12 protein-coding genes are annotated in these 15,351 nt (G+C 72.6%); 6 read left to right on the top strand and 6 right to left on the bottom strand.

Going from position 1 to position 15,351, the window contains the following annotated elements:
- Window positions 1-91: 91 nt before the first annotated feature.
- Window positions 92-1,366 carry a glycoside hydrolase family 88/105 protein gene (locus WME89_RS08120; protein ID WP_438008654.1) on the bottom strand — a complete coding sequence of 425 codons (1,275 nt, stop codon included), beginning with the start codon at window positions 1,364-1,366 and terminating at the stop codon, window positions 92-94.
- 4 nt (window positions 1,367-1,370) lie between these two features.
- Window positions 1,371-3,626 (bottom strand): heparinase II/III domain-containing protein, encoded by a 2,256-nt coding sequence (locus WME89_RS08115; RefSeq protein WP_438008653.1) that lies wholly within the window; start codon window positions 3,624-3,626, stop codon window positions 1,371-1,373.
- A gap of 510 nt (window positions 3,627-4,136) precedes the next feature.
- Here WME89_RS08115 and WME89_RS08110 point away from each other — a divergent pair.
- Window positions 4,137-4,439 carry a hypothetical protein gene (locus WME89_RS08110; RefSeq protein WP_438008652.1) on the top strand — a complete coding sequence of 101 codons (303 nt, stop codon included), beginning with the start codon at window positions 4,137-4,139 and terminating at the stop codon, window positions 4,437-4,439.
- Window positions 4,440-4,572: 133 nt separating this feature from the next.
- Entirely contained in the window at window positions 4,573-5,379 is an 807-nt protein-coding gene (locus WME89_RS08105) for an SDR family NAD(P)-dependent oxidoreductase (RefSeq protein ID WP_438008651.1), read from the top strand.
- 130 nt (window positions 5,380-5,509) lie between these two features.
- Here WME89_RS08105 and gstA read toward each other — a convergent pair whose 3' ends face one another.
- Window positions 5,510-6,118 (bottom strand): glutathione transferase GstA, encoded by a 609-nt coding sequence (gene gstA, locus WME89_RS08100; RefSeq protein ID WP_437652771.1) that lies wholly within the window; start codon window positions 6,116-6,118, stop codon window positions 5,510-5,512.
- A 445-nt stretch (window positions 6,119-6,563) separates the two neighbouring features.
- Between gstA and WME89_RS08095 the strand changes: the two genes are divergently transcribed.
- The 4 genes from WME89_RS08095 (at window position 6,564) to WME89_RS08080 (ending at window position 11,237) form a co-directional block, all read left to right on the top strand.
- The gene (locus tag WME89_RS08095) at window positions 6,564-7,439 is read left to right on the top strand and encodes an SDR family oxidoreductase (protein ID WP_438008650.1); all 876 of its coding nucleotides are present in this window, start codon (window positions 6,564-6,566) and stop codon (window positions 7,437-7,439) included.
- Window positions 7,440-7,451: 12 nt separating this feature from the next.
- Window positions 7,452-9,788: a tetratricopeptide repeat protein gene (locus WME89_RS08090; protein ID WP_438008649.1), complete on the top strand. Its 2,337-nt coding sequence runs from the start codon at window positions 7,452-7,454 to the stop codon at window positions 9,786-9,788.
- Window positions 9,785-10,063: a GIY-YIG nuclease family protein gene (locus tag WME89_RS08085; RefSeq protein WP_437652774.1), complete on the top strand. Its 279-nt coding sequence runs from the start codon at window positions 9,785-9,787 to the stop codon at window positions 10,061-10,063. The genes WME89_RS08090 and WME89_RS08085 overlap by 4 nt, the downstream gene beginning before the upstream one ends.
- Window positions 10,064-10,199: 136 nt before the next feature.
- Window positions 10,200-11,237, top strand: coding sequence for a hypothetical protein (locus WME89_RS08080; protein ID WP_438008648.1), 1,038 nt, complete (start codon window positions 10,200-10,202; stop codon window positions 11,235-11,237).
- Window positions 11,238-11,364: 127 nt separating this feature from the next.
- Here the strand turns inward: WME89_RS08080 and WME89_RS08075 are convergent, their stop codons facing one another.
- Genes WME89_RS08075 through WME89_RS08065 form a run of 3 tightly spaced genes read right to left on the bottom strand, consistent with a single transcriptional unit; the run spans window position 11,365 to window position 15,175 of the window.
- Window positions 11,365-12,951 (bottom strand): response regulator, encoded by a 1,587-nt coding sequence (locus WME89_RS08075; protein ID WP_438008647.1) that lies wholly within the window; start codon window positions 12,949-12,951, stop codon window positions 11,365-11,367.
- A complete protein-coding gene (locus WME89_RS08070; protein ID WP_438008646.1) occupies window positions 12,948-13,373 on the bottom strand; it encodes a response regulator in 426 nt (141 codons plus the stop codon). The genes WME89_RS08075 and WME89_RS08070 overlap by 4 nt, the downstream gene beginning before the upstream one ends.
- Entirely contained in the window at window positions 13,370-15,175 is a 1,806-nt protein-coding gene (locus WME89_RS08065) for a sensor histidine kinase (protein WP_438008645.1), read from the bottom strand. The genes WME89_RS08070 and WME89_RS08065 overlap by 4 nt, the downstream gene beginning before the upstream one ends.
- Window positions 15,176-15,351: the final 176 nt, after the last annotated feature.

The following is a 15,351-nucleotide window of genomic DNA, read 5'->3' as shown; positions in this document are numbered from 1 at the left end:
CGAGCCGAGGCGTAGGCGAAGCGCGGCAGCGAAGCAACCGCGCCGCACGGGCGCGCCGGCGGTGCGACCGGAGGACCAGAAGAATGCAGCGCTACAGCCCTGACGTCTCGACGAGCGCCAGGATGACGGCGCCCACGCCGTACGAGATGTCGTCGCGGAGCTCGACCGCCGCGTAGTCCTCGAGCTTGCCCACCGTCGTCGGCCCGGAGATGCCCGTCACGACCGGGCGCCCCGACCCGTCCAGCTCGATGCGCGAGCGCACGCCGGCCATGGCGCTGTCGATCGCGGGGCGCACCGAGGCGTCGAGGAAGCCGTGGCGCAGGCCGCGCGCGAGCCCGGCGGCGAAGAGGGCGGTCGCGCTCGTCTCCAGGTAGATCTCGCCGGGGCGGTTCAGGATCGTCCACCAGAGGCCGGTCTCCGGGTCCTGCGCGTCGAGGACCGCCGCGACCTGCCGGTCGAGCGCCCCCGCCACGGCGTCGTCGCGCTCGCCGCGCGCCGCGCGCACGCGCAGGTACTCGTAGCCGGCCGCCGTGACCCAGGCGTTGCCGCGCGCCCAGTACACGTCCGGGTCCTGCGGCGCCGCCCAGTTGTACGCGTGCCGGAAGAGCCCCGGCTCGTCCTGGAGGAGCGACGCGAAGATCTCGAATTGATTGGAGAATTCGTCGAGTGGACGCGGGTCGCCCGCGCGCTCGCCGGCGCGGACGAGCACGTTGCCGAACATGAACAGCGAGTCGACCCAGAGCGTGGGCTCGAACAGCGGCGACACGCCGAGGTGGCTGATGCCGCCCTGCTCCGTCCGGCGAGCCTCCTCGTACAGGTAGCGGAGCACGTCGTCGACGACCTTCCCGTAGGGCGCCGCGCACGTCTCCTCGTGGAGCGCGAGCGCGGCGAGGGCCGGCGGGCAGCGATCGCTGGTCGTGATCTCGTAGCCGTACTCGATGTGCCGGTCGATGTAGCGGCGGGTGTAGTCGCGGTAGGGCGCGTGCTGCGTGACGCGGTAGAGATCGACAAGCGAGAGCATCACCGTGCCCTCGCCCCAGTCCCACGAAAGCGACTCCGCGGGGTGCTCGGCCATCCAGCGGTCGGCGACGGCGCGCGCCAGCGCGATGCTCTCGGAGCCGGGCGCGCGCTCGCGCGCGAAGGCGTCCTCCGCCGACGACGGGGTCGCGGTGCACGCCTCCCCGGGATCGGCGCCCGGGTCGCTCGAGCAACCCGCGGCCGCGGCCACGGCGGCCATCAAGGAGGCGGCGGCGAGCAGCACGCGGAGGCGTGGCGACACGGCGGACGCGCGCGGCACGGCGGACGCGCGCGGCACGGCGGACGCGCGCGACAGGGCGGGCGCGCGCGACAGGGCGGCGATCGGCATCTTCTCACTCCTCCACGGCGACGCCTGTCGCGTCGGGCGCAGTGACCTGGGGGACCCCGTCGAGGAGCACCTGCGTGCCCCGGGCCATCAGCGCGAACGGCCGCTCGCCCTCGACGCGCAGCACGACGAGCTCCGCGTCTGTCTCGAGGACCTGCCCGCCGGGCAAGGTCAGCGACCCCGGGGCGCCCTTGCTCCTCAGGACGGCGACGTCGGTCCCGCCGTCGCCCTCGATCTGCCACGCGACGACCCCGGGCTCCGCCTCGATCGGCGCCGCCTGGAGGGGCGCGTCCGGGCCCGCGTCCGCGCCGACCTTGTAGGGCAGGAGCACCGCCAGGAAGCCGGGCGCCTCGGCCTCGACCGTGGCGTCGATCACGGCGTGGTCGGCGGCCTCGCGGTCCTCCTCGAACTCGTGCACGTGGGGCGCGGCGAGCGGCGTGTACGGCGGCTCCACGACGGCGAGCCCGGGCGCCGTCGACTGCACGCGCGCCTCGACGCCGGCCCGCGTCCGCTCCCAGCGCGCGCCGTCGGCGAGGAGCTCGAAGGTGCCGCCGGAGGTGAGCCCCGCGTAGCCGTGCAGCCGCCACGCGTGCGCGCGGGCCGCCGGGTGCGACGTCGTCAGGCGGTCGCCGACGACGAAGTAGCGCCCGTCGACGAAGGCCACCGAGCGCTCGACGTGCGTGTCCTGGTAATCCTGGTGCGCCTCCGCGTACTCGACCGCGTCGCCGTCGTGGGTGTTGCGGATCCAGGCGTCCGCGTCGCCGAAGTTGTTGAACAGCCCCTTGTCGGGCGCAGATCTGCCGTCGATGAGGATCACGTTGTGCGACGGCGACTGGCTGGTCTTCGCGTTGTCGAGCGCGTCGGGCTTGTAGTAGCCGGGGTCGATCAACAGGTACTCTCCGTAGGCGGCGAGCGAGAAGGACGTGCCGTCCACGTGGTCGTGGATCGCCTTGCGCGCCGAGCCGTGCTCCGCCACGAGCAGGAGCCAGCGCGCCTCCTCGCCCCAGTCCGAGCGGAACACGGCGTTGCCCGCGTCGGGCAGGAAGCGCGTGAGCTGCGGCGGCTCCTCGGTGGCCACCGCGTCGTCGACGTAGACCAGGTGATGGGCGATGAGGTCGGCGCCGAACTCCATGTCCTGGGGGTTGTCGCGGTTCTGCTCCCAGTCCCATAGGTACGCCCCGCTGCCCCCGAAGGAGGTGAGCAGCGAGCTCCCGTTGAACGGGGTGAAGACGGCATCGTCGAGCGGGGGCCGGCTGCCCCAGGGCAAGCGCAGCGCGAGCGACCAGTCGACGGCGCTCGTGAAGAGCCCGCCGCGCAGCGGGAGCTCGAAGGTGCCCTGTTCGCCGCCGACGCAGCCATGTCCGGCCCAGGGATCCTCGTCGGAGCGGGTGCGGCAGTCGCGCGTGAACGTCGCGGGCCCCTCGAGCGCGTTGTCCAGCGCGATGAAGAGCGCCGCGGTCGGCCCCCAGGCGAACGCAGAGTAGTACGGGCCCTCGGACACGCCGCCGTCGGGCTGCACGTACTGGCCGTCCGGGCCCCACAGGTAGTCGAGCTCCGAGATCGACCAGCTCCACCAGGTCTCGGCCGCCGGATGCCCGGGGAACGCGAGCGCCACATAGGCGATCGCGTCGGCGGTCCGGATCGGATGGTTGTTCTGCGCCGGGCGGAGCAGGATGTCCCTGTAGAAGTCGTGCTCGACGTACTTGGCGAAGAGCTGGCCGGTGATCTCGGTGATCTTGCGCTCGGCCTCGGCGGACTCCTCCGCCGGGAGCCACGGCGTGGCGCTCAGGAGGTCCCACGCGTTCGTGTACCCCATCAAGGTCTTCGCCATCCGGATGTTGATGTCGAGGACGGTGTTCGTGTCCCAGTCGGTCTCGAGGCGGCGCAGGAACTCGCGCGCCTTGTCGGCCGCGGCCCGGTCCTCGAAGGCCCAGGCGAGCAGGGCGTTCGCCTGCGCCGTCGAGGCGTTGTTGCCGTTCGTCCGGTGGTCCCATGACGCCGGGTCGGGATCCTCCTCGTACGCGCGCTCGGCGCGGCGCTTCAGGGTGGCGAGGATCGAGGCGTAGGGCTCGCGCTCGACACGCGAGCGCAAGAGATCGCGCTGGTCCGGGCGCGCGAGGAGCCGCGGATGGACGCCGGTGTCCCGCTGCTCGCTCGGACCGGGGCCGTCCGCGCCGCACGCGGAGGTCGCGATCGCGAGCGCCGCGAGCACCTGGGGGAGAGGGGAGATCGAGAGAAGCGAGCCGTGAAGCCGTGAATGCATGGGTGGGATCGACCGAGGGCTGATGGGAGGGCCAAGCGCGAGGACGCAGCGTATCAGCTGGCGCCAGCGCAGATCGGCTCGACGTCTCGCAGGCGTGGGGGCGATCACCAGGCGCCCGTCGATACAGCGGTCCCAGCATCCACACGGCCAGACGCCGGAACGGAGATCCCGTTGCCGGCGACGCGGAACGGGAGGCGCGCCGCGCCCGGGCGGCGGGGCCAGCGAGGCGAGCCGCCCGGAAAGCGCGGATCAGGCGAGCTGAGCAACACGCGCGTGACGCACGGGCGCGCGCTGCGTGGAGCGCGCCCGCGGCTCCCTGGACGTGAGAGGCGCGACCGCCTGGAGTGGTGCAATCCTGCGCGAGCGCCTGCCTGCTGTGGCGAAACGCAACGGGCGGCGCCGGGCGAAAGCGCTGGAAGCGCGGAGTCGCCGAAACGACGAGCGGATGCGTGGTGCGGCCTCTCACTTGCATTGCACCGGCGCCGCTGGGGGAAATTGAGGAGGTTTGGAATGGCGAACGAGCAGAAGCAGGGAGTGAGCGCGCAGGGACAGCAGGGCTCCGGTCTGAGCGAGAGCAGCGTTGTCGCCGACAAGGAATACAACCTGGTCAGCGTGCTCTACCATGCGCTCCAGGGCGCGCAGACCTACACGCAGTACGTTCAGGACGCGCAGAAGCAGGGAGATCAGGAGCTAGCCACCTTCTTCAGCGAGGTGCGGCAGGAGGAGCTCCGGCGGGCGGAGCGCGCGCAGCAGCTACTCGGCCAGCGGCTGGGCGGCGGTCGCCAGCAGGGAGGCTCGCGCGGGAGCGCCTAGCACGAGGACAGGTTGAGCGGTGAAGGCGTCAAGTACGCCGGGGGACCTGGTTTCCCTTGGCGTGCTTGGCGCCTTGCTGTTTTCCGCCCGGGACCGGTTCGAGCTGGGCGCCTCCGTGGTATGCGCTCACTCCATGAGCCTCCCCAAGCAACCTCGCGCCGTCATCACCGGCGCCGCCTCGGGCCTTGGCCGCGCGCTCGCCATCGAGCTCGCCGGCCGTCACGCGAAGCTGCTCCTCGCCGACCTCAACGACGAGGGTTCCCGGGAGACAGCGCGCCTCGTCGCCGACGCCGGGGGCGAGGCCCACACGGTCCGGTGCGACGTGAGCCGGAGCGACGAGGTCGCGGCGCTCGTGGGCGAGGCCGATCGCGCGCTCGGCGGCGTCGATCTCGTCGTGAACAACGCGGGGGTCTCCGCCTCCGGCAACGTCGGCGAGCTCTCCCTCGAGGACTGGTCGTGGGTCATGGGCGTCAACCTCTGGGGCGTCATCCACGGCTGCCACGCGTTCGTGCCGCGCTTCAGGGAGCAGCGGAGCGGGCACTTCCTGAACGTCGCTTCCGCCGCCGGCTTCCTCGCGGTGCCCCGGGCCGCCTCCTACTGCGTGACCAAGGCCGGCGTCGTCGCCCTCTCCGAGACGCTGAGGCTCGAGCTCGCCCCGCACGGCGTCGGCGTCACCGTCCTGTGCCCGACCTTCTTCAAGACGATGATCGTCGAGAGCGGCCGCGGCTTCGACGAGAAGACGAAGGCGATCGCGGAGAAGCTGATGGGGCGCAAGGGGCTCCAGGCCGACTACGTGGCGCGGCGCGCGATCGAGGCGGTCGACGCCGGCCGCCTCTACGCGGTGCCGCACCGCGATGGGCGCTGGTTCTGGCGGGCGAAGCGGGCGATGCCCGAGCTGCTCCACCACGGCGTCGTGTCCCGGCTGATGAGCAAGCTCTGACGGCGCACGCCCCCGACAGGAGTCTCCGCCTCTCGCCCGTGGAGCGCGCGCGTGGAGCCCCGGGGCGCGGCGCTCCGCCAGCTCTCCCGGGCTGGCGGAGCGAGGCGCGTCGTCTCACGACCGTCGCGGCCTAGGACAGCCCCTCGGCCGCGAGCGCGGCTTTCACCGCGGGGCGCTCGCCGACGCGCTCGAAGTACGACTTGAGCCCAGGCGACCGCTCGAGCGCCTGCTCGTCGAGCCGGCGGAGGTTGCGAAGCGTGTAGTAAGCGTAGCCGTCTGCGACCGTGAAGGTGTCGCCGAGGAGGAAGCTCTTGCCTTCAACGCCCTTCGCGAGGATGGCGAACCGCGCCTCGAGCCGCTCCCGGAACGCCTGCTTCACCTCGTCCGTGGACTTCGGGTGGTTGATGGGCCCGAACCCCTTGTGCAGCTCGGTCGCGATGAAGTGGAGCCACTCCTGCAGCCGCAGCCGCTCGAGCGTCCCGGCCTGCGGCGCGAGCCGGGAGGAAGGGACCTTGTCCGCGATGTACTGGACGATGATCGCCCCCTCGGTGAGCACCTCGCCGCTGTCGAGCGCCAGGGCCGGGACATACCCCTTCGGGTTCACGGCGAGGAAATCCCCGCCGTCCTTCAGCTTCTTCGCCTTGAGGTCCACCTGCTGGAGGTCGAAGGACAGCCCCGACTCGCGCAGGGCGATGTGTGGAGACAGAGAGCAGGCGCCAGGCGTGTAGTAAAGCTTCATGATCGTCCTTTCCAGGGAGGGAACGCGTCGGTGTCCCCCGGTCGTGCGGTCGTCCTGCGCGCCACGGCGGCGACCCGCGGCGAGAACATGGCAGTCCATCGCTCGCGTGAGCGCGGCAATTCCGACCCACGCTCCTCCTTATCACCGAAGAGCGCGCAGCGTCCACCATAACGGACGAATATGCGCAAACCATCCGTCTTAACGGACAAATCGCATGATGACTGTAAAAATCCAGGATCCGTCCGTCGTCACGACGTGCACCGCCTTCCCTGGGTGCCCGCGCATCCTGGACGGGAGTCGGCCCCTGCGAAATCCAGGGCCATCTGGGAGCTCCAGGCGAAAGGCGCTGCCTCGGTGTGCCAGCAGGCCAGTTCGCGTCGAGGTGCGCCGCCCCGCGGATCGTCAGCTTGTGGCGCCGCCTCCTGACCCGTTGTAAACGCGGGGCGTGACCCAGGTGCGCTCGATCTTCGCCCGAGGACTGTTCGAAAATCAGGTCGCGGTCGTCACCGGCGGGGGCAGCGGGATCGGCCTCGCGTGCGCCCGCGAGCTCGCTCACCTCGGCGCGAAGGTCGCGCTCTGCGGCCGCAAGCCCGACAAGCTCGAGGCGGCGGCGAGGACGCTCGAGGCCGACGGCATCCCCGGCGACCACGTGCTCGCCGCCCCCTGCGATATCCGCGAGCCGGAGCAGATCGCCGCCTTCGTCGGCCAGGTGCTCGAGCGCTTCGGCCGCATCGACGTCCTCGTGAACAACGCCGGCGGCCAGTTCCCGAGCCCGGCCGCGGACATGAGCACGAAGGGCTGGGAGGCGGTCATCCGCAACAACCTGAACGGGACCTTCTTCATGACCCGCGAGGTAGCGCGGCGGGCGATGATCCCGGCGCGGCGCGGCCGCGTCGTGAACGTCACCGCGTCGGTCAGCCGCGGCTTCCCGGGCATGGCGCACACGGGCGCCGCGCGCGCCGGCGTCGAGAACCTGACCCGCTCGCTCGCCGTCGAGTGGGCGGCGCTCGGCATCCGCGTCAACGCGGTCGCGCCAGGCAACATCCGGTCGAGCGGGACGTCGCAGTACGGCGACGAGCTCCTCGAGCTCGCGCGGCGCGCCACCCCGCTGAAGCGCCTCGGGACACCGGAGGAGGTCTCGCGGCTCATCGTCTTCCTCGCGAGCGACCAGAACGACTTCATCACCGGCTCCGTCCACGGCGTCGACGGGGGCCAGCCGCTCTGGGGCGACATCTGGTCCATCCCCGAGCCGGAGGGCCCCCAGCCGGAGGGCCCCGGGCCCGAGGGCGCTCCGGGCGCTCCTCCAGAGACCAAGAGCTGAAGGGGGCCCGTCGTGATCTCTCCGCCCCCGTACCACGCCGGCGAGCACGCCGCGCCGGAGCCCGCCTCGGGCGCCCTCGTCGAGCCCATGGCGGGGCCGCTTTCCGCGCCGCCGCTCTCCGCGCCGCCGCCGTCCGCGCAGCCGCCCGGGCCGCCCGTCGCCAGGACCGCCCTCGGCAGGGCCGCGCAGCGCGTGCGCGGCTACTTCCTCGCGTTCGACCCGACCTTCCTCTCCGCTGTCGCGCCGCTCGCGCTGCTCGCCATCATCCTCTTCACGCGCACGCCGTCGACCAACTACATCTTCGACGAGCAGGAGGCGCTCCTCGCCAACCCGTACGTGAACGCGAAGGGCGGGCTCGGCTTCATCGACGCCATCCACCGCGATTTCTGGGGGCTGCCGCCCGACCGGAGCGTCGGCTCCTACCGCCCGCTGCCGAACTTCCTCTGGCGCACGATCTGGGCCGTCACCCGGCAGCCGTTCTTCCACCACTTCTACAACGTCCTCTTCCACGCGGCGAACGGCGCGCTGCTCACGTGCATCACGTTCTGGCTCACGCGCAAGCGCGGGCTCGCCTACCTCGTCGGGCTCATCTTCGTCGGCTGCGCGGTGCTCACCGAGGCGGTGAGCGGCATCGTGGGCATCGCCGACGTGCTCGGGGGCATGGGGGCGATCGCGGCCCTCGCCGCCCTGGCGCTGCCCGCGTGGGCGATGCCGTTCGGCGTCTTCACGGCCGTGCTCCTCGGCCTCTTCTCCAAGGAGAGCGCCCTCGTCTGCGTGCCGCTGATCCCGTTCGCCGCGCTCATCGCGGCGCCGCTCACGCACCCGACGCGCCCGGCGCGGCTCGTCCGGGCGCTGCTCGCGCTGCTCGCCGCGGGGGCGGCGTTCGTGCTCTACGTGGAGCTCCGGCGGCGCTGGTTCCCGGCGCCGATGCCGGCCGAGCTCACGGCGCCGCTCCCGGAGGGCGCGCCGCTCGTGAAGCGCGCGCTGCACGACGCGCTCGTCTGGTTCCACCAGGCGCCCCTGCCGCGCGACCCGCTCAACAACCCGCTGAGCGGCGCGGACACGCCGCACCGGATCGCGGGCGCGCTGCGCGTCTACTGGCGGGGCCTCACCCAGCTCGTGTTCCCGTGGACGCTCAGCGGCGACTACTCGTACCCGCAGGAGCCGGCGCCCGACCGGCTCGTCTTCTTCGAGAGCGTCGCCGGCGCCGCGATGATGGCGCTGCCCCCGCTCGGCTCGCTCGCGCTCTGGATCGCGGCGCTCCGCCGCGAGCACCTCGAGCGGCGCGAGCGGCGCTCGGTGCGCGCCGCCTTCCTCGTCGACGGCGGGCAGGCGACGTCGCGGAGGTGGTCGCTGCTCATCGCGGGGGCGCTGCTCGCGACGGCGGCGGTGGGGCTCGCGGCGTACGACTGGCACACGCTCCGGCCGGCGGGGCGCATGGCGCTGCTCCGGGCGCTGCCGCTCGTGCTCTGGCCGCTGCCGTTCCTGCCCGCGCTGCTCCTCGGCCTCGGGCTGCTCGTCGAGGGCACGCGCCCCCTGCCCTGCCCGGCGACAGCGGACCGGAGCGTCTGGGTGCCGCTGCGCCAGGGCTACGCGGGGCTGTGCCTGGCGGCGATCGGGCTGACCTGGGTCGTGGTCAGCTACTTCCCGCACTCGAACATCCCCGTCGTGCTGCCGACGGTGCGCGCGGAGCGCTTCTGGTACTTCCCGGCCATCGGCTCGTCGCTGGTCCTCGCCGTCGCCTTCTCGTGGCTGCACGAGGCGCTCGCGGGCTCGACCCTCTTGCCGCGCGCGCGCTGGTCGTGGCGGGCGTGGGTGACGCCGGCGCTGTTCACGCTCTTCTTCGGCTTCCAGTGCGCGCAGGCCTACCGGCACGCGATGGACTACCGGAACGACCTCGAGTTCTGGGCGGCGACGAAGAAGGCGGTCCCGAACAGCGCCAAGGCGCACCTCAACTACTCGGTGATGAAGGGCGCCCGGGGCGACCTCCCGACCCGGCTCGCCGAGAGCCAGATCGCGGTGGATCTCGCCCCGAGCTGGCCGATGGCCCACGTGTACACGGGCGACACGCTCTGCCGCATGCACCGCGCGGAGGAGGCCTTCCCGCACTACGAGCGCGGGATGGAGCTCGGCCCGAACGAGCTCAGCCTGATCGCGCTGGCGCTGCAGTGCCTGCACGACGAGCAGCGGCTCGCGGCGCACGAGGCGGAGCTCAGGCAGCTCGCGGAGGAGCACCCGGGGACGTGGCTCGCGTACCTCGCCGTCGACACGCTCGACAACGGCGCGAAGCACGGCGGCGTGGACCCGAAGTACCGGCCGCGCGGCTACAACGAGGGGCCGAAGGAGTGACCGCGGCCTGGCACGTGTACATCCTGCGCTGCGGCGACGGGTCGCTCTACACGGGCATCGCCCGCGACGTGGAGGCCCGCCTCGCGCAGCACGCGGCGGGGCGCGGGGCGCGGTACACGCGCGGCAGGGGGCCGCTCGCGCTGGTGCACGTCGAGGCGGCGGCCGGCAAAGGCGAGGCGCTGCGGCGCGAGGCGGCGATCCGGCGGCTGGGGCGGGCGGGGAAAGAGGCGCTCGCCGCCGCGAACGGGGCGCGATCCGTGAGGGAGTCGGCCTGAGGAGGGCGTAGTCGGCGCGAGGGGCGGGGCCGTCGGGATCGCGTGTGCGCTCGATGGCGCTGATCTCCGCGGTGAACGGCGTCGGGAAGCGGTTCCCCAGCTCTGCCCACGGTCCCGTCCGCTACGCTCGTTCCCCTTGATCGCCCGTCGACCGACCACGCTCGCCTTCTGCCAGGATCACCCCAACGCCACCGCGGCTGCGCGCTGCGCGTCGTGCAGTCGCGCGCTCTGCAACGCGTGCTTCTGCTTTCGCATGGACGGGTGCCCGGCGTGCGCGCGCTGCGCCTACGAGGCGTCCACCCGGCCCGGGCGGCGCCCCTCGCTCGCGGTCGCTTTTCTCTGCTTCACCCTCGGCGGCGGCGCCTGGTTCGCCCAGCGGCACGACCTGTGGGACGAGATGCCTGTCGCGCTCGCCGCCTGCGCGCTCGTGGCGATCGCGGTCGCCGCCGCGATCGGCGCCTCCGGCCGCGGCGGCGACCTGCCGGCGGTGGAGCACCGCGACCCCGACGAGGACGAGATCGATGAGCGCGCCTTCTCGGGGCGCGGGGCCCCCTACCGCGCCAGCGCGCGGCGCGCGCTGCTCGCCGCCTCGCCCCGCCTGTCGGGGAGCGCGACGGCGATCGTCATGATCGCGAGCCTCGCCGCCTCTGCCGTGCTCCTGCCCGCGTCGCTCAAGCTCCCGCGCTGGATCGAGGCCGAGCTCGTGCTCGCCCTGTGGTGGGTCATCGTGACCACCACGCTGGCGGCGCTCCTGCACCGCGGCTTCCGCCTGCGCGACGACTTCGTGTACTTCGCGCCGTGGAACCGGCCCGCGCCGCCGGGCGAGCCGCGCGGCAGCGGCGGCGCTCTTTCGCAGGGCGTCGACGTGGGCGTCACGGTGGGCTGCGAGTCGCTTGGCGGCGCCGACATCGAGGGCTGCGCCGTCATCATCGCCCTCGGGCTCGCGCTCTCAGCGGCGTTCGGCGCCGCGTGGGTCGCCGTCGAGCTCGCGACCCCGCTCGCCTTCTTCCTGATGTACTGGCTGTTCATGCGGGCGATCGGCCGCGTCGCCAACGACCACCACGGTTGCGAGGGCGATCTGCCGAGATCGATCCGCTGGGGCGCGCTCTGGGCCACCCTGTACGTGCTGCCGGTCGCGGCGATCGCCTGGGCCGTCCACGCGCTCGGCCGCTGAGGCCAGCCGCGCTTCGCCGGGCGGCCCTCGTCGGCTGCGCGGCGCGCACCGGGGCGGTGAGCGGCGCCGCGGGCATCGCCGATGCGCGCGGGGGCATGGGGGGCGCTCGCCGCCCCCGCCCCCCAGCCTACCTCCGGCGAGAGCCGGCCAGGTCGGCGAGGATCCGCAGCAGGTGCGCCGCCGAGACCGGCTTCGGAACGTGCACCTGGTAGCCCTCCTGGAGGGCTCTCCGGCTGTCCTCGGCGCCCGCGTAGGCCGTCAGCGCGACGGCCGGGGTGGCGCCTCCTTCCTCCGGGCGCAGCTGGCGGATCCGACGGATGAGCTCGTAACCATCCATCCTGGGCATGGCGATGTCGCTGACCAGGAGGTCAGGGCGCGACGCCTGGAACGAGCGCAGCGCCTCCTCGCCGGACGACGCGGCGATGACCTCGGCGCCTCGAGCCTCCAGGATGTGGCACGCGAGCTCGCGCGCGTCGTCGTCGTCATCCACCACGAGCACGCGCACGCCGTCGAGCCGCGCGGCGTCCTGCGGCCGCGCCGGCTCGCCGTCGCGAGGCGGCAGCGCGCGCGCGGGCAGCACCACCGTGAAGGTCGCGCCCTGATCCGCGCCGCCGCTCTCGGCGCTCACGGTCCCGCCGTGCAGCTCCACGACGTGACGCACGATCGACAGCCCGAGCCCGAGGCCCCCGTGGGCGCGGGTCGTGCTGTTGTCCTCCTGCCGGAACCGATCGAAGACGTGGGGGAGAAACGCCGCGGAGATCCCCTGGCCTGTGTCGCGGACCCGGAGCCGCGCCGCCTCGCCCTCGCGCGTCACCGTCACCTCGACGCGCCCGCCAGCAGGCGTGAACCGGACCGCGTTGGCCAGCAGGTTCCAGGCGACCTGGTGGAGCCTCTCCGGGTCGCCGACGATCAGCCCCGCCCCCGGCTCGACGTGCACGTGAAGCTGGAGCTGCCGCGCCGCGGCCGTGTGGCCGAGGACGTCGACCGCCGACTGGACGACGCGCCCGAGATCGACGTCCTTCACCTGCAGCGTGAGCATGCCGGAGCTGATGCGCGAGATGTCGAGCAGCTCGTCGACGAGCCGCGCCTGGAGCCTCGCGTTGCGGTCGATCACCTCGAGCGCCTGCGCCTGGACCGAGGGCTCGACGCTGGACGAGCGCAGGACCTGCACCCAGCCCAGGATCGCGTTGAGCGGCGTCCGCAGCTCGTGCGACAGGGTGGCGAGGAACTCGTCTTTCAGCCGGTTCGCCGCCTCGGAGTCGGCCCGCGCCCTCCGCTCCTTCTCGAGCAGCACGTCGCGCTCGCGCTCGAGCGCGCGCCGGGCCTCGCGCTGCCCTCGCTCGGCGATCTCCCGCGCGACAGCGGGGCCGAGGCGCGCCATGTTCTCCTTGCGGAAGTAGTCGTGCGCGCCCGCCTTCATCATCTCGACCGCGATGTCCTCGCCGATGCTGCCCGAGACCACGATGAAGGGGATGTCCTTGCCGCTCCGCTGGACGATCTCCAGCGCGTCCCGCGCGGTGAAGCTCGGGAGCCGGTAGTCGGAGAGGATCACGTCCCAGTCTTCCTCGAGCGCGGCGGAGAGCTCTCTCGCCGTCTGCACGCGGCGCACGCGATCGCTCGCGTAGCCTGCCCGCCGCAGCTCGGCGCACACGAGCTGCGCGTCGTCCTCCATGTCCTCGACGATGAGCACGCGAATGGGCCCGCGCTCGGTCATGCGGGAGGCCCCTCATTGACCAGGAGCCAGTACAGACCCAGGCTCCTCACCGCCTCCTGAAAACCCATGACGTCAATGGGCTTGCACACGTAGCTGTTCGCGCCGGCGTCGTAGCAGCGGTCGAGATCGCGCCGCTCCTTCGAGGAGGTCAGGATCACGACGGGCAAGCGCCTCGTCCGCTCGGTCGTGCGGATGCGCCGCAGCACCTCCGCGCCGTCGACCTTGGGCAGCTTGAGATCGAGGAAGACGACGGCCGGCAGCTCCGGCGGCTCGCCCGCCTGCGGGAAGAGGTAGTGGAGCGCCGCCTCGCCGTCCGTGACGTGAACGATCCTGTGGCTGACCCCGGCTTTCCGGAGCGCGCGCTGGGTCAGGTGCGCATCGTCCGGGTCGTCTTCCACGAAGAGGATGAGTCCAGGTTTCATGCTTCACCTGTGGATGAGGCGGCGAGGGTGAAATGGAGCGTCGCGCCGCGCCCGACGGCGGCGTCGAACCATACCTTACCCCCGTGCTTCGAGATCACGCGGGACACGATCGCGAGGCCGATGCCGGTCCCCTCGAACTCCGACGCGGCGTGGAGCCGCTGGAACGGCGCGAAGAGGTTCTGGGCATAGGCCATGTCGAAGCCCGCGCCGTTGTCGCGCACGAAGTAGACGGGCGGCGCCCCGTCGCGCGGCGTCACGCCGAGCTCGACCTCCGCGCGCGCGCGGTTCGCGGTGAACTTCCAGGCGTTCCCGAGGACGTTCTCGAGCATCACCTGGATGAGCCGCGGGTCGCACTGGTCGACGAGGCCGGGCGCGATCCGCACGTCGACGTCCCTCGTCGGGTCGCGCTCGCGCAGCGCGCTGACCACCTCGCGCGCGAGCTCGCTCAGGTCGACCCGCTCCGGGCGCAGCTCCGCGCGGGTGAGGCGCGACAGCGAGAGCAGATCGTCGATGAGCTGCCCCATGCGCCGCGCCGCGGCCAGGGCGCGCGCGAGGGCGCTGCGCCCCTCGTCGTCGAGGGCGGCGGCGTAGTCCTCCTCGAGGATGCGGCAATAGCCCGCCACCGCGCGGAGCGGCGCGCGTAGATCGTGCGAGACCGAGTAGCTGAACGCCTCGAGCTCCGTGTTCACCTGCTCGAGCTCCGCCGTCCGCTCGGCCACGCGCCGCTCCAGCTCGGCGTTGAGCCGCGCGAGCGCCTCATTGGCCTCGGCCAGCGCGCTGGCGGCCTTCCTCTGCTCGGTGATGTCCTTGGCGACCACCACGCCGAGGCGGAGCTCGCCTTCCGGGCCGTAGACGGGCGCGGCGCTCGCCAGGAGCCAGACTTCGTCACCCGTGCTCGGCGCCACCACCATCTCCTCGTGAGGGACGACCTCGCCGCGGAGGGCTCGCGAGAGCGGCAGCTCGCCGGGCACGTAGGGCGTGCCGTCTGCCCGGCGGATCGTGCGCGGCCGCTCCGCGCTCGACGACCCTGCGTCGAGCAAGGCGGGATCGCCCGTGAGCTCCTTCATGCGCTGATTGACGTACACGATGGCCCCGGTCGGGGGCGCGGCGAGCGCGACGCCCACCGGCATCTGCGCGAGCACCTCGTCGCGCTCGGCGTCCGAGCGGCGGCGCTGCTCGGCCGTCTTCCTGACCACGGCGCCCACGGCGAGCGCCAGGGCGAGCGCCGCGCCCGAGCTGCTGACCAGGAGCACCGTGACGCGATCGCCCTCATCCGCCTCGTGCTGGCGGCGCTTCAGCTGCTCCTCCTCCGCCTCCACGATGTCACGGACGCGGGCGCGGATCCTGTCCATGGTCTGCTTGCCAGCACGGCTGCGCACCACGTCGAGCGCCGCGTCGGTCTGCCCTTGCCGCCGGAGACTGATGAGCTCGCCGAGCAGCGTGAACCACTGCCTGGTCAGCGCGTCGAGGTCGTCGAGCGCTCGCCGCTCGTCCTTGTCGGCGATGAGCTCGCCGAGGCGCGCCAACCTGCTCTCCGCGTCGGTGATGCCGATGCGATAAGGCTCCAGGAACTCTTCCTGACCGCTCAGCAGGAACCCGCGCTCGCCCGTCTCGGCGTTGAGCAGCGCCGAGAGGAGCCTCTCGAGCTCGACCTGGACCGCGGCTGTCCTGCGAACGAGCTCCGTCGAGCGCGAGAAGCTGCGGAAAGAATAGAACGACGTCGACAGGAGCACCGCTGCGGCGAGGACGGCCGCGAGCAGCCAGGTCGTCCTGGAGCTCAAGCGCGTGGAAGGAGGGGTCATCAAGGGTCGGCTTCCCGTGCTCCGCGCCTGACCTCGGCGGCGCTGGCCGCCTCGGCCGCACAGGAAACCGAGTCCGTTCTATAGTGTGATACCCGATCTCCGGCAGCGGAAAAAAGCGGGGAAAAACGCCACAGTCCGGGTTCACGCGCGGCCTTGTTACCGCGTGGGCGGCACGG

The organism is Sorangium sp. So ce321 (assembly GCF_051530195.1).
Taxonomy (GTDB): Bacteria; Myxococcota_A; Polyangia; order Polyangiales; family Polyangiaceae; genus Sorangium.
The sequence above is the reverse complement of the archived record's forward strand: the minus strand, read 5'-3'. Positions and strand labels throughout refer to the sequence as shown.

Excerpts from the sequence above, each read along its gene's own strand:
- WME89_RS08120 (WP_438008654.1), bottom strand. The coding sequence starts at position 1,366 with ATGCCGATCGCCGCCCTGTCGCGCGCGCCCGCCCTGTCGCGCGCGTCC.
- WME89_RS08115 (WP_438008653.1), bottom strand. The coding sequence starts at position 3,626 with ATGCATTCACGGCTTCACGGCTCGCTTCTCTCGATCTCCCCTCTCCCC.
- WME89_RS08110 (WP_438008652.1), top strand. The coding sequence starts at position 4,137 with ATGGCGAACGAGCAGAAGCAGGGAGTGAGCGCGCAGGGACAGCAGGGC.
- WME89_RS08105 (WP_438008651.1), top strand. The coding sequence starts at position 4,573 with ATGAGCCTCCCCAAGCAACCTCGCGCCGTCATCACCGGCGCCGCCTCG.
- gstA (WP_437652771.1), bottom strand. The coding sequence starts at position 6,118 with ATGAAGCTTTACTACACGCCTGGCGCCTGCTCTCTGTCTCCACACATC.
- WME89_RS08075 (WP_438008647.1), bottom strand. The coding sequence starts at position 12,951 with ATGACCGAGCGCGGGCCCATTCGCGTGCTCATCGTCGAGGACATGGAG.
- WME89_RS08070 (WP_438008646.1), bottom strand. The coding sequence starts at position 13,373 with ATGAAACCTGGACTCATCCTCTTCGTGGAAGACGACCCGGACGATGCG.
- WME89_RS08065 (WP_438008645.1), bottom strand. The coding sequence starts at position 15,175 with ATGACCCCTCCTTCCACGCGCTTGAGCTCCAGGACGACCTGGCTGCTC.